The following is a 21,304-nucleotide window of genomic DNA, read 5'->3' as shown; positions in this document are numbered from 1 at the left end:
ATAAGCGGAGGAAACACACATGGCGGACAAGCCCACAAAAGGCCTGGCCGATGTCGTAGCCGCGTCCACAGCGCTGAGTGACATCGACGGCAAGGCCGGTCGCCTCTTCTACCGTGGATACGACATCCATGACCTGGCGGGCCGCGCGACGTTCGAAGAGACCGCCTACCTGTTGCAGCGGGGAAAGCTGCCCACCCGTGACGAGCTGGCCGCCTACGGCGCCGAGCTCGTCAGGGGTCGCGAGCTGGGCGCTCTGGTCTCGGCCAACATCTCCGAGGTCGCCGAGAAGCAGAAACCGATGGAGGCGCTGCGCACGCTCGTCTCCCTCGCCAGCGCCGACGACCCCGACCGCGACTCCATCGAGGCCGATGCCGACCTGCGCAAGGCCGCCCGCCTGACCGCCCAGCAGCCGCTCCTGGTCGCGCGCTACCACGCCGCGCGCTCGGGCGGGAGCCTTCCCGACCCCGATCCCGACCTGAGCATCGCGGGCAACTTCCTGCTGCAGGTCACGGGGGAGCGGCCCACCGCGCGCCAGGTCGAGATCTTCGACGCCTGCCTGGTCCTGCACGCCGACCACACGATGAACGCCTCCACGTTCGCCGCCCGCGTCTGCGCCGCGACCCTGTCGGACATGCACTCGGCCATCGTCGCCGCGATCGGCACCCTGAAGGGCCCGCTGCACGGCGGTGCGAACGAGCAGGTCATGAAGACGCTGGAGTCACTCGACCCGTCCCAGGTGGCCCAGTCGGTGCGCGACAAGCTGGCGGCGGGCGAGAAGATCATGGGCTTCGGCCACCGCGTCTACAAGACCGAGGATCCCCGCGCCACGCACCTGCGCAGGATGTCCGAGGAGCTGGCCGCCGGATCGGGCGACGACACGTACTACCGGATGTCGAAGGAGATGGAGGAGGTCGTCTTCGAGACGAAGAGCCTCTATCCCAACGTCGACTTCTACGCCGCCACCGTCTACCACTACCTTGGCATCCCGACCGACCTGTTCACGCCGGTCTTCTCGATCAGCCGCATGTCCGGATGGACCGCGCACGTGATCGAGCAGCACGCGGACAACCGTTTGATCCGGCCGGACAGTGAGTACATCGGAGAGCGTGAACAGAAGTGGAAGCCTATTGACGAGCGATGAACCGAACCGCTGAGCGTTGGGGGCCGTACCCGCTGGTGATGGCGGGTGCGGTTCTTGGCGTGCTCGCGATCTTCCTGGTCGACGCCGAGTGGGGCGGGTTCGCGCTGGGAGCGGTGCTCCTGGTGGCGGCCGCCGTTCGTTTCGCAGGGTACGGCGGGGCGCTTGCCGTACGCACGAAGAACGTTGACGCTCCCACGCTGGCGGTGCTCGGAGCGGCGCTGGTCGTCACCGCGCTCTTCCTCGAGTACCCCGACCTGAAGGCGCAACTCCTGGCCCTTTTCGGCCGGTGACCACGCCTCGGATAACCTCAACCCATATTTTCACGAAGGGGAACCATACGCATGCCCAAGATCAAGGTAGAGGGCCCCGTCGTCGAGCTTGACGGCGACGAGATGACCCGGATCATCTGGCAGTTCATCAAGGACCAGTTGATCCTTCCCTACCTCGACGTCGATCTGAAGTACTACGACCTCGGCATCGAGCACCGTGACGCCACCGATGACCAGGTCACCATCGACGCCGCCAACGCCATCAAGAAGTACGGGGTGGGCGTCAAGTGCGCGACCATCACTCCCGACGAGGCCAGGGTGGAGGAGTTCGGCCTCAAGAAGATGTGGAAGTCCCCGAACGGGACCATCCGTAACATCCTCGGCGGTGTCATCTTCCGCGAGCCGATCATCATGTCGAACGTGCCGCGCCTGGTGCCGGGCTGGACCAAGCCGATCGTCGTCGGCCGTCACGCCTTCGGCGACCAGTACCGCGCCACCGACCTGAAGATCCCGGGCGAGGGCACTCTCACCCTCACCTACACGCCGAAGGACGGCTCCGAGCCGATCGAGATCGACGTGTACGACTTCCCCGGCCCCGGCATCGCCATGGCGATGTACAACCTGGACGAGTCGATCCGCGACTTCGCCCGCGCGTCCATGCGCTACGGCCTCAACCGCGGCTACCCCGTCTACCTGTCCACGAAGAACACGATCCTGAAGGCCTACGACGGCCGCTTCAAGGACATCTTCGCCGAGGTCTTCGAGACCGAGTTCAAGGCCGACTTCGACGCCGCCGGGCTCACCTACGAGCACCGCCTCATCGACGACATGGTCGCCGCGGCCATGAAGTGGGAGGGCGGCTACGTCTGGGCGGCCAAGAACTACGACGGCGACGTCCAGTCCGACACCGTCGCGCAGGGCTTCGGCTCGCTCGGCCTCATGACCTCCGTCCTCATGACCCCCGATGGCCAGACCGTCGAGGCCGAGGCCGCTCACGGCACGGTGACCCGTCACTACCGTGAGCACCAGAAGGGCAACCCCACCTCCACGAACCCGATCGCGTCGATCTTCGCGTGGACCCGTGGCCTGCAGCACCGCGGCAAGCTCGACAACACCCCCGCGGTGATCGACTTCGCCGAGAAGCTGGAGGAGGTCTGCGTCGAGACCGTCGAGAGCGGTCAGATGACCAAGGATCTGGCCCTGCTGGTCGGCGGCGACGCCAAGTGGCTCACCACCCAGGACTTCCTGGCGGCGCTGGACGAGAACCTCAAGAAGAAGATGTCTCTCTAGTCGAACACGGCCCCTACCTGCGGGCTCTCCGCACGGTAGGGGCCGTTTCGCATGCCTGGGGTCGTCTGCGGGCCTCTCGCGGTCAGTCCGCGGACCGGCGGGCCTCGGTCACCTCGCGAAGGGTCGCCCAGGCGTCCCCCACGGGGCCCAGGTGGCCGAGCTTGTCGGGGTTGTTCACCGTGCGGATCGTCTGGATCCGCCCGTCGACGATGTCGAGCGCCCAGGTGTTGAGGACCCTGCCGTCCCGGTCGCGGAAGATCGCGCCCGGCTGGCCGTTCACCTCGTGCAGCTCCATCACGCCGCCGGTTCTGGCGAGCATCGGGATGAACGCGGCGAGCGTCCGGGTCGCCTTCTCGACGCCGATGACGGGGCGGGCCAGTTGCGGGGCCTTGCCGCCGCTGTCGCCGACCATGTGCACGTCGGCGGCCAGCAGTTCCTGCAGCCCGTCGACGTCCCCTTCCCTCATGGCGTCGAAGAACCGCATGGCGAGTCTCTCGCGCTCGCGCCGGTCGGCCTCGAACCGGGGCCTGCCCTCGTCCATGTGGCGGCGCGCCTGCACCGCGAGCTGGCGGCACGCCGCCTCCGACCGTTCCACCGCCGAGGCGATGTCCCGGAAGCTGAAGGCGAACACCTCCCGCAGCACGAAGACCGCGCGCTCCAGCGGGCTGAGCCGCTCGAGCAGCAACAGGGCCGCCATCGACACCGAGTCGGCCAGCTCCGCCGACCGCTCCGGGTCCTGGTAGGGGTCGGTCAGCAGCGGCTCGGGAAACCACGGCCCGACATACTCCTCCCGCCGGACGCGGGCCGACCGCAGCACATCGATCGAGATCCGGGACACCGTGGCCGACAGGAACGCCTTGGGCGACCTGGGCTCGGCAGGGGAGCCCTCGTAGCGCAGCCAGGTCTCCTGGACCGCGTCCTCGGCCTCGCTCACGCTGCCCAGGATCCGATAGGAGATCGCGAACAGCAGCGGCCGCAGCTCCTGGAACTCCTCGGTGCGGGTCACGCCGGCTCCTCCTTGAACCCTGCCGCCACGAAAGGTGGCGCGGCTGCCGGCCGAACTCCCGCTCGGCCTCGGCGTTGGACAGTCCACGCCCTTCGGTCATCCCTATCATTGCCGCTTCGCCGGCCGGCAGCCGGGCCTGCCGCCCGAGACCCGCATCGTGTGGCTCTACCACCCGAGACGAGACAGCCCCGCCGTCTGTGACATCGAAGGGCAGGCAGTCGTGGCGGATCGCCGGCGCTAGCCGGGACAAAGCCCGAGACGAGCTCGGCCACCCGCCGGCCCACGACCGGACGACCGCCACCGCTGCCCGCTCGGTGGCTGCCTTGGCTGCCATGCCAGGAGCGTGGGCGAGACACACGTCACACTCGGCGGGGCTCACATCTTCGCCGGGCTGTCTCGTCTAGGGGGTGTGGCAGCCGAACACGGCAACGAGGAAAACCGCCACCGCAGACAGAACGGAAAGACATCATGAGCAAGGTCTGGTTCATCACCGGTTCGTCGCGCGGTCTCGGCCGCACCTTCGTCGAGGCCGCCCTGTCCCGCGGCGACAAGGTGGCAGCGACCGCCCGGAACGCCGGAAGCCTCGACGACCTGGTCGCCGCCCATGGCGACGCGGTGCTCCCACTGGAGATGGACGTGACCGACAAGGCCGCCGTCTTGGACAGCGTCAAGCGGGCCAAGGAACACTTCGGCCGTCTTGACGTCATCGTGAACAACGCCGGCTACGCCCAGATCGGCGCGATCGAGGAACTGACCGAGCAGCAACTGCGCGACCAGATGGAGACCAACCTGTTCGGCGCGGTGTGGGTGATCCAGGCCGCGCTGCCCCACCTGCGCGAGCAGGGCGCGGGCCACATCATCCAGCTGTCCTCGGCGGCCGGCCTCTTCGCGATGCCGCTCGGCGGCGCCTACCACGCCTCCAAGTGGGCCGTGGAAGGCCTGAACGACGCCCTCGCCCAAGAGGTCGCCGACTTCGGCATCAAGGTGACCGTGATCGAGCCCGGCGGCTTCGCCACCAGGTCAGGCAAGAACCCCGATGTACTCAACAACGGCCACATGGCCGAGACCAACCCGATCTACGACGGCCTCCGTCAGCGCCTCGCGGGGTTCGCGGGCAAGCAGCCCGCCGGCGACCCGGTCGCCGCGGCCCAGGCACTGCTCAAGATCGTCGACTCCGACAACCCGCCCCTGCGGGTGCTCTTCGGCCTGGGCTTCTACCCGATGCTCCAGCAGGTCTACGCCGACCGGCTCAAGACCTGGGCCGACTGGCAGGACCTTTCGGCGGAGGCTCACGGCAACCTCGATCAAGAAGACCGGTGACAACCGGTCCGAGCTTCTCGAGCCCTGAGCCGCGCCGTTCTTCCGGCGCGATGCACGCCCCGGCTGGAGCCTGGCGCCCCTGTTCGTGGTCGTGAGCGCGTGAGCTGTGCGGGGTCGACGGCCGGCCCCGACGCCGCCGGTCGATCTTCCTGGCCCTCCGCTCGTGCGGTCCGGGCCGGTGAGGTGGTGTGACGCCGTCCTGACCGTCTTGCCTTGCCAGAGGGCCGTCCAAGGGCGGCCCTTTCGCATGTCATGAGAGCCTGACGGATTTCATACCGACGCAAGAGCCGTTCACATGGTGTATCGGGGTAAGAGCACTCCGTAGTCGATCTCCGGGGGTTCTCATGCGGGTGCTAGGTGCAGGGTTGGTAGTGATCGGCGCGTTGGCCGCCGGTTGTGGCGGTGTGGGGACCGACACCACGGTCGCCAAGCCCAAGGTGGACACCGCGGCGGCGACGCGGCAGGCGAAGGCCGCCAAGGTCGCGGCGGCGGCCAAGGTGAAGGCCAACGAGCTCGGCCAGATCCCCGTGATCATGTTCCACCGGGTGGTCGACAAGCCCACCACCCAGGACGACCGCACCCCCGCGCAGTTCAGGTCCGATCTCGAGCGCCTTGCCAAGGACGGCTACGTGCCCGTCAGCGCGGCCGAGTACACCACCGGCAAGATCGACATCCCGGCGGGCAAGCACGCCGTCGTCCTGACCTTCGACGACTCCTCGCCCTCGCAGCTCACGCTGGACGAGCTCGGCCAGCCCAAGCAGGGCACCGCCGTCCAGATCCTGCAGGACGTCGCCAAGCGCAACCCCGGATTCCGTGCCGCGGCCACCTTCTACGTGACCCGCGACATGTTCGGCAAGACCGCGCCCGAGGAGCAGGCGCAGATGCTGCTGTGGCTGAAGCAGAACGGCTTCGACATCGGCAACCACACCCGCGACCATCACAGCCTGTCGGGCAAGCCGCAGAAGGCCGTGGTCGACGAGATCGCGGCGGGCCAGAAGCTGGTCACGGCGCTCGACGGCGCGCCGCCCGTCACGCTCGCCCTGCCGTACGGCAACCAGCCGCGCAAGAAGGACTGGGCGCGCAGCGGCAAGAGCGGCGACGTCGCCTACAACCACGCGGGAGTCTTCCTCGCCGGGTACACGCCGGCGCCCGCGCCGTACAACAAGAACTTCGACCCGCTCGGCATCCCGAGGATCAGGGCCATGGACAAGAAGGGCGACTGCGCGCAGTTCTGCTCGACGGCGTGGCTCGACTGGCTGAACCAGAACGCCGACCAGCGCTACACCTCTGACGGCGATCCCACGACGGTGGCCTACCCCAAGTTCAAGGCGCCCTTCCTGCGCAAGGACTTCACCGCGCGCGCCCTGCCGTACTAGAGGCGGCCGATCCGGATTCAGGTCTGGAGGGTGGTGAAGGAGATGCCCGCGCGGTGGAGGCGGTCGATGAGCGGTCTGCCCATGGCGACGGCGGTCGTGAGCTGGCCCGCGACCTCGGGCACGTCGTCGAAGGCGAGGCAGAGCGCCGACTCGGCGAGCATCTTGGCCGTCTCGCCGTAGCCGGGGTCTCCGCCCGAGACCTCGGTGACCACCCGCGCGCCGCCTCCCTCTCCGAGGAAGGTGACCTTGAACCAGCTCCTGGCGCGCTGCTCGGCCGTCGGGCCCTCGCCCGCGTCGATCCTGCCGATCAGCCAGTCGCGGGCAGGGGGGATCTGGGCGAGTACGGCCAGTGCGCCCGCCCCCGCCGCCAGAGCCAGCGCCGTGGGCAGCCGCCTGACCGCGAAGTGCTGGCGGTAGGTGAAGTCGGGTCCGTAGCGATCGAGCGCGCGGGCCGAGCGGGCGACGATCTGGTGGTCGATGGTGGGCATGGGCAGCGCCCATCCGCCGACGTAGCGCAGCCCGCCCGGCAGTGAGCTGATCCTGCGGTCCTTCGGGCGGATCTCGGCCGAACGGCGCCGCGTGCCCGCCTCGGCCATCTGCCTGGCCCTGGACATCGCCGTCACCGCGGAGTGGACGGTGCCTCCCGAGGCCCTGCCGTTGCTCCTGACGAAGCCGCTGACCTTGAGCGGGACCCCGCTGGGCAGCTGGTCGACGGTGTAGAGGACCCCGAGGTCGTAGGGGATGGAGTCGAAGCCGCACGCGTGCACGATCTTGGCGCCGGTGCTCCTGGCCATGCCGTCGTGGCGGACGAACATCCTGTCGACGAACTCGGGCTCGCCCGTCAGGTCGACGTAGTGCGTGCCGGCCCGCGCGCACGCCTTGACGAGCGGCTCGCCGTACCTGATGTAGGGGCCGACGGTGGTGGCGACCACGCGCGCCTGCTCGGCGAGGGCGGTGAGGGAGGCGGGGTCGTCGACGTCGGCGTGCAGAAGGGGGACGTCGTGGCCGAGAGCCTCCAGCTTGGCGCGGTTGCGCCCGGCCAGCGCCCACCGGCAACCGGGCGGCACGGCTTCGGCGAGGTACTCCGCGGTGAGCGCTCCGGTGAACCCGCTCGCTCCGAACAGCACGATGTCGTACATGCGCTCCAGAATGTCATTCTGCGCCCCCCGTGACGAGAGCTGTGTGGTCGGCGTGACGATTGACGCAGGCGATGACTTCGAGGCCGACGAGGTGTGATGAAACGCCTTTGCCGTGGGGCTGTGTCGTGACCAACTGTGACGTCACGAACGGTTAACGGTTCCCTGGGAGGTTCATGAGCGTCGTAAAGTTTGCGTCGTCAGGCAGAAGCCAACGTGGGGATGACGCATGCCGCAGATCGCGCCGTTGATGGCGGGCGACCCCAGCCAGCTGGGCTCGTTCACGCTGTCCGGGCGCATCGGGGAGGGCGGTCAGGGGATCGTCTACCTCGGGACCAACAGTCAGGGGGAGCGTGCGGCGATCAAGCTGCTGCACGTGAAGTTCAGCGGCGACACGATCGCCAGGTCACGCTTCGCGAGGGAGCTCAAGGCCGCCGAGCGGGTGGCCTCGTTCTGCACGGCCCGCGTGGTCGAGGCCGATCTCGAGGGCAACACGCCGTACATCGCCAGCGAGTACATCGACGGTCTCTCGCTCAGGGACGTCGTCGAGAGCGACGGCCCGCTGTCGGGGCAGGCGCTCGAGCGGCTGGCGATCGGCACCGCGACCGCGTTGACCGCGATCCACCAGGCCTCGATCGTCCACCGCGACTTCAAGCCCGACAACGTGCTCATCGCGGCCGACGGGCCGAGGGTGGTCGACTTCGGGATCGCGCGGATCATCGACTCCACGGGCACGATCACCAGCAGGGCGATCGGCACGCCCGCCTACATGGCGCCCGAGCAGATCGCGGGCGACGACATCGGGCCCTACACCGACGTGTTCGCCTGGGGGGCGACGATCGCCTACGCGGCGACGGGTGTGACGGTCTTCGAGGGCAACTCGATCGCGGTGGTGCTCAACCGCATCCTCAACCACGAGGTCGACGTCAGCGCGCTGCCCGAGCCGCTGCGCGGGGTGGCCGCCGCCGCGCTGGCCAAGGACCCTCGGGAGCGGCCCTCGGCCGATGAGATCCTGCTGCGCCTGCTCGGTCACCCTGCCCGTACGGCGAGCGCCTCCACGGCCGTCCTCAGCGAGGGCGTGAAGATCGCCAGCGACGACACCACGCCGATGGCGCGCCTCCCCGCGACCGCGGCCCAGCCGTCCGGGGCGCAGTCACCGCCGGGTCCGCCCGCCCAGCGCCCCGCCCAGGCGCTGCGGCCCGTGCCCAACCAGCACCCGCCAGCCAACCCGCACCCGGCGTCCGGCCAGCACCCGGCGTCCGGCCAGCACGCCGTGCCCAGCCGGCACTCCGTGCCCGACCCGTACGTGGCGCCCGGTGGGCGGTCGGGGTCCGTGCAGCAGCACATGAGTGAGCAGCGGTACCTGAGCCAGCCGCCGACCGCCGTCCCTCCTGCCAGGCGCCGCAGGCCCGTGACGCCGTGGGTGGCGCTGATCCTCGCCCTGCTGCTGGTCGCCGCGCTCGCGGTGGCGGCCGTGCAGTACGGCTGGCCGATCGCGCTGGGCAGTCAGCGCAGCCCCGACCCGACCCCCACCGGCGACTCGGTCGCCGACAGGGCGGCGGCCACCGGCAAGATCACGATCGGGGTCAGGGGCGACGTCCCGGGCGTCGGCTACGAGATGGCCGACGGGTCGTTCTCCGGCTTCGACATCGACGTGGCCAAGCGCGTGGCCAAGGCGCTCGGGGTCGAGGAGAGCGGCATCACCTTCGTGGTCCTGCCCAGGGACGAAAGGGCCGACGCGCTGGCCGACGGGCGGGTCGACCTCGTGGTGGCGACCTACTCCATCGACGACAGCGACCTGCTGTTCGCGGGGCCGTACATCGTGGCCCATCAGGCGGTGCTCGTGCGCGACGGCGACAGCAAGATCCTCAAGCCCGCCGACCTCAAGGGCCGCAAGCTGTGCGACCAGCGCAGCACCGCTGTCGGCAAGGTGCAGAAGATGGTCGACATGGTCACCGTCACCGCGGAGAACTACGCCGACTGCATCAGGCTGCTCGCCGTGGGCAAGGTCGACGCGGTGTCGGGCGACGACCTGCTGCTGGCGGGCTTCGCCAACAGGGAGAACGCCCGCTACCGGATCCTGCGCGCCACGCTGAGCGACGAGCGCTACGCCGTCGGCATCAAGCAGGGCGACGTGCGCACCTGCGAGGCCGTCAAGGGCGCGATCTCCGAGCTCATCACGAACAACGTGATCGGCCAGCTCGTCGCCACCCATTTCAGCAATGTCGAGTTCAGGGCGGACCTGAGGGTACCCGTGATGGAACCCTGCGGATGACGAGCGAGTAACATCCAGACGTCACGATTCGATTCTTCTGAGTTAGGGGAAGGCCATGGCCGCGCCCGTCAAGGTAACCGTCACCGGAGCTGCCGGACAGATCGGTTATGCCCTGCTGTTCCGCATCGCCTCGGGCCAGCTGCTGGGCGCCGACGTCCCGGTCAAGCTGAGCCTGCTGGAGATCCCGCAGGCGGTGAAGGCGGCCGAGGGCACCGCGATGGAGCTCGACGACTGCGCCTTCCCGCTGCTGTCCGGCATCGAGATCACCGACGACCCCAACGTCGCCTTCGCGGGCGCGAACGTCGCCCTGCTGGTCGGCGCCATGCCGCGTAAGGCCGGCATGGAGCGCGGCGATCTGCTCGGCGCCAACGGCGGCATCTTCGGCCCCCAGGGCAAGGCGATCAACGACCACGCCGCCGACGACATCAGGGTCCTGGTGGTCGGCAACCCGGCCAACACCAACGCGCTCATCGCTCAGCAGAACGCGCCCGACGTCCCGGCCGAGCGCTTCACCGCCATGACCCGCCTCGACCACAACCGCGCGCTGTCGCAGCTGGCCGCCAAGCTCCAGGTGCCGGTCACCGAGATCAAGAACATGACGATCTGGGGCAACCACTCGGCCACCCAGTACCCCGACCTGTTCCACGCGGAGGTCGGCGGGAAGGTCGCCGCCGAGCAGGTCGACCCCGAGTGGCTGCGCGAGACCTTCATCCCGACCGTCGCCAAGCGCGGCGCGGCGATCATCGAGGCCCGTGGCGCCTCCTCGGCCGCCTCCGCGGCGAACGCGGCCATCGACCACGTCCACGACTGGGTCAACGGCACCGACTGGACCTCCGCGGCGATCCCGTCCGACGGCTCGTACGGCGTGCCCGAGGGCATCATCTCCTCCTTCCCCGTCCGCTCGGTCGGCGGCAGGTGGGAGATCATCCAGGGCCTGGAGATCGACGCGTTCTCCCGCGAGCGCATCGACGCCTCGGTGGCCGAGCTGATCGAGGAGCGCGACGCGGTTCGCGAGCTCGGTCTGATCTAACTCACTCTCGTACGGCGAAGGCGGGGCCCACGACCGGGCCCCGCCTTCGTGCGTTGAGCGCGGCCTGGCCGGAGAGCCCGCTCGCCTCGCCCAGGTACGGCGAGGACGTCCGGCTCGGCCCCGACGTCGTCCAGGGGCCGCCACGAAGATCGCCCAGGTTCGGGGCCGTGCGTGTCGGTGGAGCTGTTTGCCCAGGTCAGGACGGAAGAATGGGCGGCCGGAACCGAGGCTACGGGGGACTGGTGGGCATGGGACGCGTACCGGCGAGGGTACTCGCCGGCATGGTCGGTGTGGCGGTGCTGGCAGGCCAGACAGCAGCGCGAGCCGACGAGGAATGGGGCAGGGCCGACCTGTCCGTGACGGCGTCGGCCAGCCCGTCTGTCGCCCAGCCAGGACAGCTGATCACCTACAGGGTCCAGGTGCGCAACGACGGCCCCGGCGACGCCGTGCTTCCCGTGCTGAGGGTGAACGTGCCCCCGGAGGTGGACATCCTGGGTGTCGACGTGGCGACGTGCCGCCCTGGCCGTACGGTCAGCGAGGTGATCTGCCCCTCGGAGACGGACGTGATCGTGGGAGCGAACGGAGGAGTGACGATCCACGGGATCGTAAGGTCGGGCGCGCGGGGTCCGCTGCGCCTGACCGCGCACATCTCCTCCGCGGTCGAGGACGGCGACCCGCTGGACAACGACGTGACGCTCGGCACGCGCGTGGACCCGGGAGCGGATCTGGGGGTGCGGCTCACGAGCGGTCCGAAGCGGGGACGGCGCCTGTCCATGGCGGCCACGGTCCGCAACCGCGGCCCTCGGGCGGTGCGCGACGCCCAGGTCTCCTTCACGACGGGCGGCGCGCGGCTGGTGGCTGCCGAGGGCGCGAGGTGCGGCGGTGGCGCGGGTCAGGTGGTGTGCGCGCTGGGCCGCATGGCGTCGGGGCGGAAGGTGCGCTTCACCCTCGCCTTCCGCGCTCCGCGCAGGCCGCTGGAGACCACGGCCGTCGTGCGCTCGTCGCGGCTGGGCGACCGCCGTCCCGCCGACAACCAGGCCAGGATGCGCATCGCCGTACGCTGACCGGAAGAGACGACGCTGACGGTGACGAACAGTCCGCGGCCCGTGGAGCGCAGGAGGACGGAGGAGGCGAGAGACCTGACAGGGCCGCGTTAGGCCAGTCGTCCCTTTAGCTGGCTTTGGGCGCGCAGGTGGGCGCCTGCCGGGTCGCCGAGGTGGGCTCCGTCGTGGCGAACACCACCCCGGCGGCGGTCAGGCTGCAGCCGAGCACGATCGCGAGAGCGAACAGCACCTTCTGTGAAAAGGTCCTCACATTTCGCTATCTCAGCATATTTTGGCTCATCGGGTGAGCGCATTCCAGGCATCCGCCACGATGTCCCGGATCGAGGCGCGCTCGGCCTTCCAGCCCAGCTCCTGCTGGATCTTGTCGGAGGAGGCGACCAGCACGGCGGGGTCGCCCGCGCGCCGGGGGCCGACCACCGCGGGGACGGGGTGCCCGGTGACCTCGCGGCAGACCTCGATCACCTCCTGGACGGAGAAGCCGGTGCCGCTCCCCAGGTTGTAGATCTTGTGCTCGCCCTGGGCGCAGGCGGACAGCGCGAGCAGGTGCGCCCTGGCGAGGTCGGCGACGTGGATGTAGTCGCGCACGCAGGTGCCGTCGTCCGTCGGGTAGTCGGTGCCGAAGACGCTGACCGACTCGCGCTCGCCGGTGGCGACCTTGAGGACGTTGGGGATGAGGTGCGTCTCGATGGTGTGGCGCTCGCGGAAGACGCGGCCGTCGGCGGCGGTGTAGGCGCCCGCGACGTTGAAGTAGCGCAGGCTCACCGCGCCGAGACCGTGCAGCCCCGCGTAGGCGGTCAGCGCGGTGTCGACGGCGAGCTTGGAGGCGCCGTAGGGGTTGGTCGGGCGGGTGGGGTCGCTCTCCAGGATGGGGGAGCGCTCGGGCTCGCCGTACGTCGCGGCGGTGGAGGAGAAGACGATGCGCGACACGCCGTGCGAGCGCATGGCGTCCAGCAGCGCCAGCGTGCCGCCGAGATTGTGCGCCCAGTAGAGCCCCGGCTTCTCCACCGACTCGCCGACCAGCGACTTGGCCGCGAAATGGAGGACGCCCTCCACGCCGTCGAGCGCGTCGCCGACGTCGGTGATGGACCTGTGCACGAAGCGGGCGCCGGCGGGCACGGCGTCGGCGTGCCCGGTGGACAGGTCGTCAAGGACCGTCACCTCGTGCCCCGCCTCGACGAGTTGCGCGGCGACGACGCTGCCGATGTACCCGGCGCCTCCCGTGACGAGAAGCTTCATGTTCACCTCTGTTTGTTCATGTTTGATTTTGTACGGCTTCAGCATACTCGGCCTGACCGGTTGGAGCCGGGTACGCTGGCAGATCACTACGTCGAAAGCACTTCGTTGAACAGCGTTGCGGCCAATAGCGCCATCGTCCTGCTCTTCATCCTGATCGGCGGCTTCTTCGCGGCGGCGGAGATGGCCCTGGTCTCCCTGCGGGAGAGCCAGATCCGAAAGCTCGAACAGCGAGGACGCAGGGGTGCCAGGGTCGCGAAGCTGGCCCAGGACCCCAATCGTTTTCTGTCGGCCGTGCAGATCGGCGTCACGGTGGCCACCATGCTGTCGGCCGCATTCGGCGCCGACAGGCTGGCCGGCGAGCTGGAACCTACCCTCGTGAGCTGGGGGCTACCCCAAGGCTTCGCCCAGCCCGTCGCACTGGTCCTGGTGACACTGGCCATCTCCTATCTGTCGCTGGTGCTCGGCGAACTCGCGCCCAAACGCCTGGCCCGGCAGCGGGCCGAGGGGCTGTCCCTGGTCGTCGCGCCCTTCCTTGACCGGTTGGCCAGTCTGTCCAGGCCCGTCATCTGGGCCCTGTCGAAGTCCACCGACGGCGTGGTCAAGCTGCTCGGCGGCAATCCCCACGCCGACAGGGAGGAGATGACGACCGAGGAGCTGCGCGACATGGTCGTCGGCCACACCGACCTGACGGCCGACGAACGGCACCTCATCGCCGAGGTGTTCTCCGCCGGCAAGCGCCAGTTGCGCGAGGTGATGCTCCCCCGCACCGAGGTGGAGTTCATGGAGGCCGACACGCCGCTGGCCGAGGCCGCCGTGCTGGCCGCGACGCTGCCGCACTCCCGCTTTCCCGTCTACCGCGGCTCCTACGACGAGATCGCGGGCTTCGTCCACGTCAGGGACCTGCTCGACCCCGTGCTCACGGGGCAGATCGAGCCGATCAGCCGGCTCGTGCCCATCCGTCCCGTCAAGTTCGTTCCCGCCTCCAAGCGCCTGCTCACCACGCTGTCGGAGATGCGAGACGAGGGACACCACCTGGCCATCGTCGTCGACGAGTACGGCGGCACCGCGGGGATCGTCACCCTGGAGGACCTGGTCGAGGAGCTGATCGGCGACATCAGGGACGAGTACGACATCGAGGAGCCGCCCGTCCCGCTGCCCGCGGGCGAGGTCGAGCTCGACGGCCTGACCAACCTCAACGACTTCGCCGCCCAGACCGGCATCAACCTGCCCAACGGCCCCTACGAGACGCTGGGCGGCTTCGTGCTGGCGGGCCTCGGGCACCTGGCCGCCGTCGGAGAGAAGGTCGAGATCCCCGGCTTCGACCTGACCGTCACCGAGCTCGACGGGCGCAGGATCTCCAGAGTCAGGGTGAAACGCCGGACGCTGATCGAGTCGCCGCCTGAGCCGGATTCCTGACACAATTACGGGCTATGGCCAGACCTCGCGTACTCTCCGGCATCCAGCCCACCGCGGACTCCTTCCACCTGGGCAACTACCTGGGTGCGGTCCGTCAGTGGGTCACGCTGCAGGAGACGCACGACGCCTTCTACTGCGTGGTCGACCTGCACGCGATCACCGTGCCGACCGACCCCGCCGACCTGCGCCGCCGCACCCGCGTGGCCGCCGCGCAGCTGTTCGCCGCCGGGCTCGACCCCGAGCGCGCCACCGTCTTCGTGCAGTCGCACGTGCGCGAGCACACCGAGCTGGCCTGGGTGCTGATCTGCCTGTCCGGCATGGGCGAGGCCGCCCGCATGACCCAGTTCAAGGACAAGTCGGCCAAGTACGGCGAGAACGCGGCCAGCGTCGGGCTGTTCACCTACCCGATCCTGCAGGCCGCCGACATCCTGCTCTACCAGGCCAACAGCGTGCCCGTCGGCGGTGACCAGAAGCAGCACCTCGAGCTGACCCGCGACCTCGCCCAGCGCTTCAACCACCGCTTCGGCGACACCTTCACCCTGCCGGAGCCGTACATCCTCAAGGAGGTCGAGAAGATCACCGACCTCCAGGACCCGACGGCGAAGATGTCCAAGTCCTCCTCCTCTCCCGCCGGCATCCTCGACGTGCTCGAGCAGCCGGGGCCGCTGCGCAAGAAGGTCATGCGCGCGGTCACCGACACGGGCTCGGAGGTGCTGTTCGACGAGGAGAACAAGCCGGGCATCTCCAACCTGCTGCGCATCCAGTCCGCGCTGAGCGGCACTCCGATCGCCGAGCTGGTCGCGCGCTACGAGGGCCAGGGTTACGGCACCTTCAAGAAGGACGTCGCCGAGGTCGTCGTCGAGTCGTTCACGCCGATCAGGGAGCGCACGGAGAAGCTGCTCGCCGACGAGGCCGAGCTCGACAGGCTGCTGGCCATCGGCGCCGAGCGCGCGGGCGCGGTGGCCCGCGAGACCATGGCGCAGGTCCGCGACCGCGTGGGCTTCCTGCCGCGCGCCTTCTGATCCACCCCCGGTCGCTCCGATGACGCGCCGCCCACGTGGGGCGCGTCATCCGTCGACTCGCTCGCAGGACTCGGGGCAGGGCCGCTGCCCCGGGGTGGTCAGCGGACTCGGCGGCCCAGGGCCAGGGTGAGTTCGCGCAGGGCGTCGGCCGCGTGCCTGAGGGTCGACTCGGGAACCCCTGCCATCGCCTCGGTGTGGGCGCGGCTGGAGCCCTCGAGGGCCAGGTGCGCCACGCGCAGGCCCTCGGCGGTGAGCTGGACCCAGCGGCTGCGGGCGTCGCCCTTGTCGTCCTCGCGTTCGACGTAACCCGCGGCCGCCAGGCGTTGCAGCACGTTGCTCGTGCCGCCCGAGGTCAGGAAGAGCGCGCGGGCCAGCTCGCTCGGCTTCAGCCGGTGCGGCGGCCCGGTGCGGGCGAGCGCCGCGAGCACGTCGAACTCCGCGTAGGTCAGCCCGAGCTCGGCCAGCTCGGCCTTCACCGCCTGCTCGAACAGCCCGTTGACGCGGGACATCCGCTTGCTCAGCTCCAGGCTGGCGATGAGCGACGGTGCGAGCCCTGCCTCCCGCCAGCGGGGCACCAGCCCATCGACCTCGTCCTGGTTCACGCTCCGAGGATACCTGCACGCATATTGCTTTTTAGAAAGCTTTTTTCTAAGCTTTTCAGATGAACAACTCATGGATCGTCAAGAACGGCCTCGTCATCGACACCGAGCCGCAGCCCGTCGTGCTCGGCGAGGTCGACGTGCTCGTCACGGAGGGAAGGATCGCCGCGGTCGGGCCTGACCTGGGCGCGGAGGGGATCGAGGAGATCGACGCGACCGGCATGATCGTGTTGCCGGGGTTCGTGGACAGCCACCGGCACACCTGGCAGGCGGCGATCAGGGCTGTCGCCCCCGACACCACGCTCGGTGACTACGTGGCCCACGTGCTCGGCGAGCTGGCGCCGCGCTTCGCCCCCGACGACGTCCACGCGGGGATCACTGCGGGCGTGCGCGAGTGCCTGCACGGCGGGATCACGACCCTGCTCGACTGGTCACACGTGCAGTTCACGCCCGAGCACACCGACGCCGCCGTCGACGCGCTCACCGCCTCCGGGGTCAGGGCCGTCTTCGGCTTCTGTTACGGCGGAGCGGACAAGGACCTGATGGCGCCCGAGGGGCGCCGGATCCGCGAGGCGCTCACCGGAGACCTCGTGAGCATGGCGGTCGCCGCGTTCGGCCCCGAGTTCGGCGACCTCGAGCGGGCGGCCGGCGAATGGCGGCTGGCCAGCGAGCTCGACGTCCCTGTGAGCGTCCACATGGGGGGCCACGGCGTCGAGAGCGCCGAGCGCGGCCTGGACTTCCTCGACGCGCACGGCTTCCTCGGCGGCCCCCGTACCACCTACATCCACGCCAACCACTACACCGACGAGCACCTCAAACGGATCGCGGGCAGTGGCGGCAGCGTGTCGGTCTCGCCGTTCAGCGAGATGGCGCTGGCGATCGGGTATCCCGTCACCGGCAGGGCGAGGGCGGCCGGCGTTCCCGCCTCGCTCAGCGCCGACGCGGTGACCAGCGGTCCAGGCGACATGTTCGCGATGATGCGGGCCGCCCATGCGTTGGAGCGGGGCAGGGCCGACGCGGCGGGGCTGGGCTTCACCACCCGTGACGCGCTGCGGATGGCGACGATCGAGGGAGCCGAGGTGGTGGGGCTGGCGGAGGTCACCGGATCGCTGCGCGTCGGCAAGCAGGCCGACCTGCAGCTCCTGCGGGCCGGCACACCCTCGATGGCCGGTGCGCAGGACCCGATCGGCGCGGTGGTGCTCAACGCGGACACCAGTGCGGTCGACACGGTGCTGGTGGCGGGCCGGGTCCTGAAGCGGGACGGCCTGCTGGTCGCCGGGTGAGGCCGCTGCCGTGCCTACGGCAGGCCGGGCGGGGCCGGAGCGCGCGCGGGACGGATGGATTCGGGACGACAGGGCCTGCCGCCTGCCGTATCCGGGCGGGATCGGGTAGAAGCTTTCGTCATGAGCACATGGGTCGACCGGGTCAGCGCGGTCAAGGAACGGGTGCGCCGGACGACCGAACGGTGGAGGGTGCGCTGGCACCCGGTCGACCACGTGATCAGGACAGTCCAGCGCTACCAGCTGCAGAACGGTGACAGGCTCGCGGGGGCCGTGACGTACTTCGCGTTCCTGTCGCTCTTCCCCATCATCGCGCTGGCCTTCGCGGTGTTCGGCTACGTCCTGACCGAGCGCCCCGAGATCTCGGAGGCGCTCAGGAAGTCCATCGCCGAGCAGCTGCCCGGCCTGGTCGACCAGCTCAACCTCGACCAGATCGCCCAGGCGAGGACGAGCGCGGGCGTGATCGGCCTGATCGGCCTGCTGTACGCGGGACTGGGCGCGATCGACGCGCTGCGCGGCGCCCTGCGCGAGATCTCGATGACGACCACGCCGCCGCTCAACTTCGTGCTGGGCAAGCTGCGCGACCTGGCCACGCTGATCATGCTGGGCGTGACCATGATCGTCTCGGCTCTGGTCGGCGGCTTCGCCACCCAGGCCACGACGACCGTGGCGACCTTCCTCGGCGTTGAGACCTCGCTGGGCGCCAAGCTCACGCTCGCGGGGGTCGGCCTGCTGGGCAGCGTCGGCGCCGACTGGGTGATGTTCCTCATCGTGCTGGGCTGGGTGGCCAGGCCCGCCCGCCCTTTCAGGACGCTGGCCAAGGGGGCGCTGCTCGGAGCCGTGGGGTTCGGGGTGCTGAAACAGGTGGCCACGCTGCTGTTGTCGACCACGCTGAGCAACCCCGTCTACGGCACGTTCGCCGTGACGGCGGGCCTGCTGCTGTGGATCAACTTCTCCGCGCGGCTCACGCTCTACGTGGCCGCGTGGACCACCACCTCAGGGCTCACCCCGCCGCCCTCTCCGACGCCGCTGCCGTCCGACGGGAGCTACTGATCGGCCTCGGCGTCCGCCCGCCTGGTCGCCCTGCGCCTGCGGACGCCGTACAGGAGCCAGCCGAGGCCGCCCAGCAGGCCCGCGCCGACGACCACGGAGCCGACCATGCGGCTGGTGCCGGTCTGGGCCGAGGCCGCGGCGTCGAGCACGGGCGCGCCGCGCGTGGACGCGGCGGGCGACGGCGACGCCGTGGTGTTCACCTGCTCGGTGGCGGGCTGTACGGGCAGCGGATCCACGAGCCTGCCCACGGGACGGCCCTTGGCCCGCGCCGCGAACCCCCAGTCGAGCAGGTCCTCGACCTCCTCCCAGAAGTAGCCCTCGTGCCGCATGATCGTCACGATGATCGTGTGGCCGTCGCGCGTGGCCGCGCCCACGAAGCTGCCGAGAGCCTTGGACGTCCAGCCGTTCTTGACGCCGACCATGCCCTTGTAGCGCCACAGCAGCTTGTTGTGGTTGCCGATCTCGTAGTAGCCCTTCGGCGCGGGGAAGCGCGAGGACTTGAGGCTGACGTACCTGCGGAACTCGGGGTTGGCCAGGCCCGCTCGGGCGATGAGCGCCAGGTCGTAGGCCGAGCTGCTCTGCCCGGGCTTGTCCAGGCCGCTCGGTGTCTTGGCCACGGTGTCGTTGGCCTGCAGGCGCTTGGCCTCGGCGTTCATGTCGGCGAGCGTCGTGCCCAGCCCGCCGTTGGCCTCGGCCAGCGCCATCGCCGCGTCGTTGCCCGAGCTGAGCATGAGCGCCTTGAACAGGTCGTCGACCGTGTAGGTGGTCTTGACCGAGAGCCCGACCGCGCTGCCCTCCTGGTTGACGGCTGTCCTGCTAGGTTTGATCTTGAGGTTCTTGTCGAGCTTGGGGATGAGGCTGAGCGCGGTGAGCGCCTTCAGCGTGCTGGCAGGCAGGAAGCGGCCGTGCGGGTTCCTGGCCGCGAGCACCTGCCCGGTCTCGGCGTCGGCGACGACGAAGGAGGTCGCCTTCGTCTTCGGCGGTGCCTTCACCCCCTCTGGCGTCACCAGCCCCTTGCTCGCCAGCTGATCACCCCCCAGCACCGGTACGGCGGGCGGGTCGGCGAAGGCGGGCCCTGCCAGAGCGACCGCGGCGAGAAGTGCCACGACCGGCACCAGTTTCGTCCCCATAACGACCTCAGCGTAGCTTCGTCACATAGCGCATGAGGCGTCACTACCCGCCCGGAAACTGAGAGATGAGCATGTCGAGAAAGATCGCCGGATTCTTGATCATCGTTGGCGCGTTCATGATGTTCGAGTGGATCAACCTTGGGTTCAACCTTGCCGACGGGCACTCGACCGGCTTCTACGTGGTCCACGGCATACTGATCGCGGTCAACCTGGTGCTGGGGGTGGCGCTGGCGCTGATCGGCTGGCGAGGCCTCAGCCGCCGCAGAGCGCGCGGCGAGTGATCCTGTGCAGCTCGTCGGCCTCCTCCCTGGAGTCGCCGATCGTGGTGAAGCCCAGCTTGCCGTGCTCGGGGATGGCGCCGAGCAGGTGCAGGACGTTGCCGGTCCTGCGCACGGGGTCGAAGCCGAGGCCGAGCCCCTCGACCATCTTCACCACCTCCCCAGGCGTACGGCCGGTCAGGCACCCCGCCGAGCAGTTGTCCGTGGCCGTGTAGTACTTCGGCTGCGCCCCGCGCATCAGCAGTCCCGTCGAGGGGTCGTACGTGGCGTCCGTGGTGAGCAGCGCGGCCCCGAAGGGATGCGTGGTGCCGCCGATGCGCAGGTTCACCTCGCACAGCAGCGCCGCGTAGCCCGCGTCGGTCTTCATCGCGAAGAAGTCCATGCCGAACAGGCCGACCACGCCGCGCCCCGCGAGCAGTCCAGCGATCTTCTCGGCCGACGCGCTGACCTCGGCGCGGTACTCCGGCCTGGCGGGGAAGGTGCAGCCCTGGTAGACGGGGCCGTCGAGGACCTGGTCATGGGTGGCGACGACGTCGTAGTGGCCGCCTGGGGTGATCCTGGCCAGCGCGCTGGGGTAGTAGAGCGGGCGGTGCTCGATGAACTCCTCGACCACCCCTCCTCGGTCGGCCAGCTTGGCGGCGAAGCCGGTCCAGGTCTCGTCGGCGCCCGCCGAGAACTCCGTGCGGCTCCAGTCGTGCTTGGGCACGATCGCGTTGCCGAGCCCCGAGTAGCCGTCGTTCAGCTTGACCATGACGCGCTCGCCCGGCAGCGACAGCACCGCGTCCTCGATCTGGGCCATCGTGTAGAGGTCGCCGAATCCGCGCGCCATCGGCACTGCGGCCTCGGTGCCGATCTCGCGGGCCCCGCTCTTGGAGCCGTAGTAGGCCAGCGACATGGCCGGACCGTAGATGGGGACGTTGAGTGACGCGGCGAGCTCCTCCTCCAGGTCGCTCATCACGAACGGCACCAGCCACGCGTCGTCGCCGATGACGGCGCGTATCCGCTCGACCACGTCGGGTCGGTCCAGCACGCTCCTCGTGAGGGGCTGGCTGTGCGGGTCGTCGACGGTGATGAGGTGCAGCCGCCTGGCCGCGTCGTCCGGGTCGGGCAGGAAGCCGAAGTAGTAGTCGACGATCTCCTGATGGATCGGCATGGAGGAGAGGTAGACCACCGAGATCCCCGGCTCCCGCAGGGTCAGCAGGAGGAAGAGCAGACGCTCCTCGTAGCACCTTGCTGCCTTGATGCGGCGGAGTTCGTCCTGCGGCAGGGAGAGCGAGGGTACGACCACCAGGGTCCCCTCGCTCGGCTCGAAGATGCTCAACCGTGCATGCTTCTCCCCGAACGGGATATTAGTGATCATATAGTGAGTGAAACACGCATTCT

20 protein-coding genes are annotated in these 21,304 nt (G+C 69.5%); 13 read left to right on the top strand and 7 right to left on the bottom strand.

The features are described from left to right. Nucleotides 1–19 precede the first annotated feature (19 nt). Genes ABFX55_RS30645 through ABFX55_RS30635 form a run of 3 tightly spaced genes read left to right on the top strand, consistent with a single transcriptional unit; the run spans nucleotide 20 to nucleotide 2,700 of the window. Nucleotides 20–1,141: a citrate/2-methylcitrate synthase gene (locus ABFX55_RS30645; protein ID WP_346126199.1), complete on the top strand. Its 1,122-nt coding sequence runs from the start codon at nucleotides 20–22 to the stop codon at nucleotides 1,139–1,141. Further along, complete coding sequence (locus ABFX55_RS30640) at nucleotides 1,138–1,431, top strand: DUF3017 domain-containing protein (RefSeq protein ID WP_346126198.1); 294 nt, start codon at nucleotides 1,138–1,140, stop codon at nucleotides 1,429–1,431. Before ABFX55_RS30645 ends, ABFX55_RS30640 begins: the two co-directional genes overlap by 4 nt. 51 nt (nucleotides 1,432–1,482) lie before the next feature. Beyond that, complete coding sequence (locus ABFX55_RS30635) at nucleotides 1,483–2,700, top strand: NADP-dependent isocitrate dehydrogenase (protein WP_183650500.1); 1,218 nt, start codon at nucleotides 1,483–1,485, stop codon at nucleotides 2,698–2,700. Nucleotides 2,701–2,782: 82 nt separating this feature from the next. Here ABFX55_RS30635 and ABFX55_RS30630 read toward each other — a convergent pair whose 3' ends face one another. Then, nucleotides 2,783–3,706: an RNA polymerase sigma-70 factor gene (locus ABFX55_RS30630; protein ID WP_346126197.1), complete on the bottom strand. Its 924-nt coding sequence runs from the start codon at nucleotides 3,704–3,706 to the stop codon at nucleotides 2,783–2,785. A gap of 468 nt (nucleotides 3,707–4,174) precedes the next feature. Between ABFX55_RS30630 and ABFX55_RS30625 the strand changes: the two genes are divergently transcribed. Further along, on the top strand, nucleotides 4,175–5,026 hold the full coding sequence (locus ABFX55_RS30625; RefSeq protein ID WP_346126196.1) for an SDR family NAD(P)-dependent oxidoreductase: 852 nt from the start codon (nucleotides 4,175–4,177) through the stop codon (nucleotides 5,024–5,026). A 344-nt stretch (nucleotides 5,027–5,370) separates the two neighbouring features. After that, nucleotides 5,371–6,402, top strand: a complete 1,032-nt coding sequence (locus tag ABFX55_RS30620; protein WP_346126195.1) for a polysaccharide deacetylase family protein — start codon at nucleotides 5,371–5,373, stop codon at nucleotides 6,400–6,402. Nucleotides 6,403–6,419: 17 nt separating this feature from the next. Here ABFX55_RS30620 and ABFX55_RS30615 read toward each other — a convergent pair whose 3' ends face one another. Continuing rightward, complete coding sequence (locus ABFX55_RS30615; RefSeq protein ID WP_346131305.1) at nucleotides 6,420–7,550, bottom strand: saccharopine dehydrogenase family protein; 1,131 nt, start codon at nucleotides 7,548–7,550, stop codon at nucleotides 6,420–6,422. Nucleotides 7,551–7,767: 217 nt separating this feature from the next. On the opposite strand from ABFX55_RS30615, the gene ABFX55_RS30610 reads away from it, so the two are divergent. The 3 genes from ABFX55_RS30610 (at nucleotide 7,768) to ABFX55_RS30600 (ending at nucleotide 11,907) form a co-directional block, all read left to right on the top strand. Beyond that, nucleotides 7,768–9,813: a serine/threonine-protein kinase gene (locus ABFX55_RS30610; protein WP_346126194.1), complete on the top strand. Its 2,046-nt coding sequence runs from the start codon at nucleotides 7,768–7,770 to the stop codon at nucleotides 9,811–9,813. Nucleotides 9,814–9,868: 55 nt separating this feature from the next. Further along, nucleotides 9,869–10,843, top strand: coding sequence for a malate dehydrogenase (locus ABFX55_RS30605; RefSeq protein WP_346126193.1), 975 nt, complete (start codon nucleotides 9,869–9,871; stop codon nucleotides 10,841–10,843). A gap of 248 nt (nucleotides 10,844–11,091) precedes the next feature. Then, the gene (locus tag ABFX55_RS30600) at nucleotides 11,092–11,907 is read left to right on the top strand and encodes a COG1361 family protein (RefSeq protein ID WP_346126192.1); all 816 of its coding nucleotides are present in this window, start codon (nucleotides 11,092–11,094) and stop codon (nucleotides 11,905–11,907) included. Between the two features lie 106 nt (nucleotides 11,908–12,013). On the opposite strand, the gene ABFX55_RS30595 is transcribed toward ABFX55_RS30600, so the two are convergent. Continuing rightward, entirely contained in the window at nucleotides 12,014–12,157 is a 144-nt protein-coding gene (locus tag ABFX55_RS30595) for a hypothetical protein (protein ID WP_183650483.1), read from the bottom strand. 26 nt (nucleotides 12,158–12,183) lie between these two features. Further along, on the bottom strand, nucleotides 12,184–13,143 hold the full coding sequence (galE, locus tag ABFX55_RS30590) for a UDP-glucose 4-epimerase GalE (RefSeq protein WP_346126191.1): 960 nt from the start codon (nucleotides 13,141–13,143) through the stop codon (nucleotides 12,184–12,186). Nucleotides 13,144–13,248: 105 nt separating this feature from the next. Here galE and ABFX55_RS30585 point away from each other — a divergent pair, with 105 nt between their 5' ends. Next, nucleotides 13,249–14,559, top strand: a complete 1,311-nt coding sequence (locus tag ABFX55_RS30585; RefSeq protein WP_346126190.1) for a hemolysin family protein — start codon at nucleotides 13,249–13,251, stop codon at nucleotides 14,557–14,559. Between the two features lie 14 nt (nucleotides 14,560–14,573). Beyond that, nucleotides 14,574–15,581, top strand: coding sequence for a tryptophan--tRNA ligase (gene trpS, locus ABFX55_RS30580; RefSeq protein ID WP_183650478.1), 1,008 nt, complete (start codon nucleotides 14,574–14,576; stop codon nucleotides 15,579–15,581). A gap of 98 nt (nucleotides 15,582–15,679) precedes the next feature. On the opposite strand, the gene ABFX55_RS30575 is transcribed toward trpS, so the two are convergent. After that, a complete protein-coding gene (locus ABFX55_RS30575) occupies nucleotides 15,680–16,183 on the bottom strand; it encodes a MarR family transcriptional regulator (protein WP_221241182.1) in 504 nt (167 codons plus the stop codon). A 59-nt stretch (nucleotides 16,184–16,242) separates the two neighbouring features. Between ABFX55_RS30575 and ABFX55_RS30570 the strand changes: the two genes are divergently transcribed. Next, on the top strand, nucleotides 16,243–17,463 hold the full coding sequence (locus ABFX55_RS30570) for an amidohydrolase family protein (protein ID WP_346126189.1): 1,221 nt from the start codon (nucleotides 16,243–16,245) through the stop codon (nucleotides 17,461–17,463). Between the two features lie 120 nt (nucleotides 17,464–17,583). Beyond that, nucleotides 17,584–18,513: a YihY/virulence factor BrkB family protein gene (locus ABFX55_RS30565; RefSeq protein WP_346126188.1), complete on the top strand. Its 930-nt coding sequence runs from the start codon at nucleotides 17,584–17,586 to the stop codon at nucleotides 18,511–18,513. On the opposite strand, the gene ABFX55_RS30560 is transcribed toward ABFX55_RS30565, so the two are convergent. Then, nucleotides 18,507–19,643 carry a D-alanyl-D-alanine carboxypeptidase family protein gene (locus ABFX55_RS30560; RefSeq protein ID WP_346126187.1) on the bottom strand — a complete coding sequence of 379 codons (1,137 nt, stop codon included), beginning with the start codon at nucleotides 19,641–19,643 and terminating at the stop codon, nucleotides 18,507–18,509. The two genes, ABFX55_RS30565 and ABFX55_RS30560, sit on opposite strands and share 7 nt — an antisense overlap. A 71-nt stretch (nucleotides 19,644–19,714) precedes the next feature. Between ABFX55_RS30560 and ABFX55_RS30555 the strand changes: the two genes are divergently transcribed. Continuing rightward, nucleotides 19,715–19,924 (top strand): SCO4848 family membrane protein, encoded by a 210-nt coding sequence (locus tag ABFX55_RS30555; RefSeq protein ID WP_246452027.1) that lies wholly within the window; start codon nucleotides 19,715–19,717, stop codon nucleotides 19,922–19,924. Here the strand turns inward: ABFX55_RS30555 and ABFX55_RS30550 are convergent. Continuing rightward, nucleotides 19,896–21,281, bottom strand: coding sequence for a peptide ligase PGM1-related protein (locus ABFX55_RS30550; RefSeq protein ID WP_346126186.1), 1,386 nt, complete (start codon nucleotides 21,279–21,281; stop codon nucleotides 19,896–19,898). The genes ABFX55_RS30555 and ABFX55_RS30550 overlap by 29 nt on opposite strands. Between the last annotated feature and the right edge of the window lie 23 nt (nucleotides 21,282–21,304).

The organism is Nonomuraea roseola, assembly GCF_039535395.1.
In the GTDB taxonomy this organism is placed as follows: Bacteria; Actinomycetota; Actinomycetes; order Streptosporangiales; family Streptosporangiaceae; genus Nonomuraea; species Nonomuraea roseola.
The sequence above is the reverse complement of the archived record's forward strand: the minus strand, read 5'-3'. Positions and strand labels throughout refer to the sequence as shown.

What these genes read in the sequence shown, in the direction of transcription:
- ABFX55_RS30605 (WP_346126193.1), top strand. Translation starts at nt 9,869, where the DNA reads ATGGCCGCGCCCGTCAAGGTAACCGTCACCGGAGCTGCCGGACAGATC.
- ABFX55_RS30565 (WP_346126188.1), top strand. Translation starts at nt 17,584, where the DNA reads ATGAGCACATGGGTCGACCGGGTCAGCGCGGTCAAGGAACGGGTGCGC.
- ABFX55_RS30600 (WP_346126192.1), top strand. Translation starts at nt 11,092, where the DNA reads ATGGGACGCGTACCGGCGAGGGTACTCGCCGGCATGGTCGGTGTGGCG.
- ABFX55_RS30610 (WP_346126194.1), top strand. Translation starts at nt 7,768, where the DNA reads ATGCCGCAGATCGCGCCGTTGATGGCGGGCGACCCCAGCCAGCTGGGC.
- ABFX55_RS30625 (WP_346126196.1), top strand. Translation starts at nt 4,175, where the DNA reads ATGAGCAAGGTCTGGTTCATCACCGGTTCGTCGCGCGGTCTCGGCCGC.
- ABFX55_RS30635 (WP_183650500.1), top strand. Translation starts at nt 1,483, where the DNA reads ATGCCCAAGATCAAGGTAGAGGGCCCCGTCGTCGAGCTTGACGGCGAC.
- trpS (WP_183650478.1), top strand. Translation starts at nt 14,574, where the DNA reads ATGGCCAGACCTCGCGTACTCTCCGGCATCCAGCCCACCGCGGACTCC.
- ABFX55_RS30640 (WP_346126198.1), top strand. Translation starts at nt 1,138, where the DNA reads ATGAACCGAACCGCTGAGCGTTGGGGGCCGTACCCGCTGGTGATGGCG.
- ABFX55_RS30570 (WP_346126189.1), top strand. Translation starts at nt 16,243, where the DNA reads ATGAACAACTCATGGATCGTCAAGAACGGCCTCGTCATCGACACCGAG.
- ABFX55_RS30620 (WP_346126195.1), top strand. Translation starts at nt 5,371, where the DNA reads ATGCGGGTGCTAGGTGCAGGGTTGGTAGTGATCGGCGCGTTGGCCGCC.
- galE (WP_346126191.1), bottom strand. Translation starts at nt 13,143, where the DNA reads ATGAAGCTTCTCGTCACGGGAGGCGCCGGGTACATCGGCAGCGTCGTC.
- ABFX55_RS30555 (WP_246452027.1), top strand. Translation starts at nt 19,715, where the DNA reads ATGTCGAGAAAGATCGCCGGATTCTTGATCATCGTTGGCGCGTTCATG.
- ABFX55_RS30550 (WP_346126186.1), bottom strand. Translation starts at nt 21,281, where the DNA reads ATGATCACTAATATCCCGTTCGGGGAGAAGCATGCACGGTTGAGCATC.
- ABFX55_RS30560 (WP_346126187.1), bottom strand. Translation starts at nt 19,643, where the DNA reads ATGGGGACGAAACTGGTGCCGGTCGTGGCACTTCTCGCCGCGGTCGCT.
- ABFX55_RS30645 (WP_346126199.1), top strand. Translation starts at nt 20, where the DNA reads ATGGCGGACAAGCCCACAAAAGGCCTGGCCGATGTCGTAGCCGCGTCC.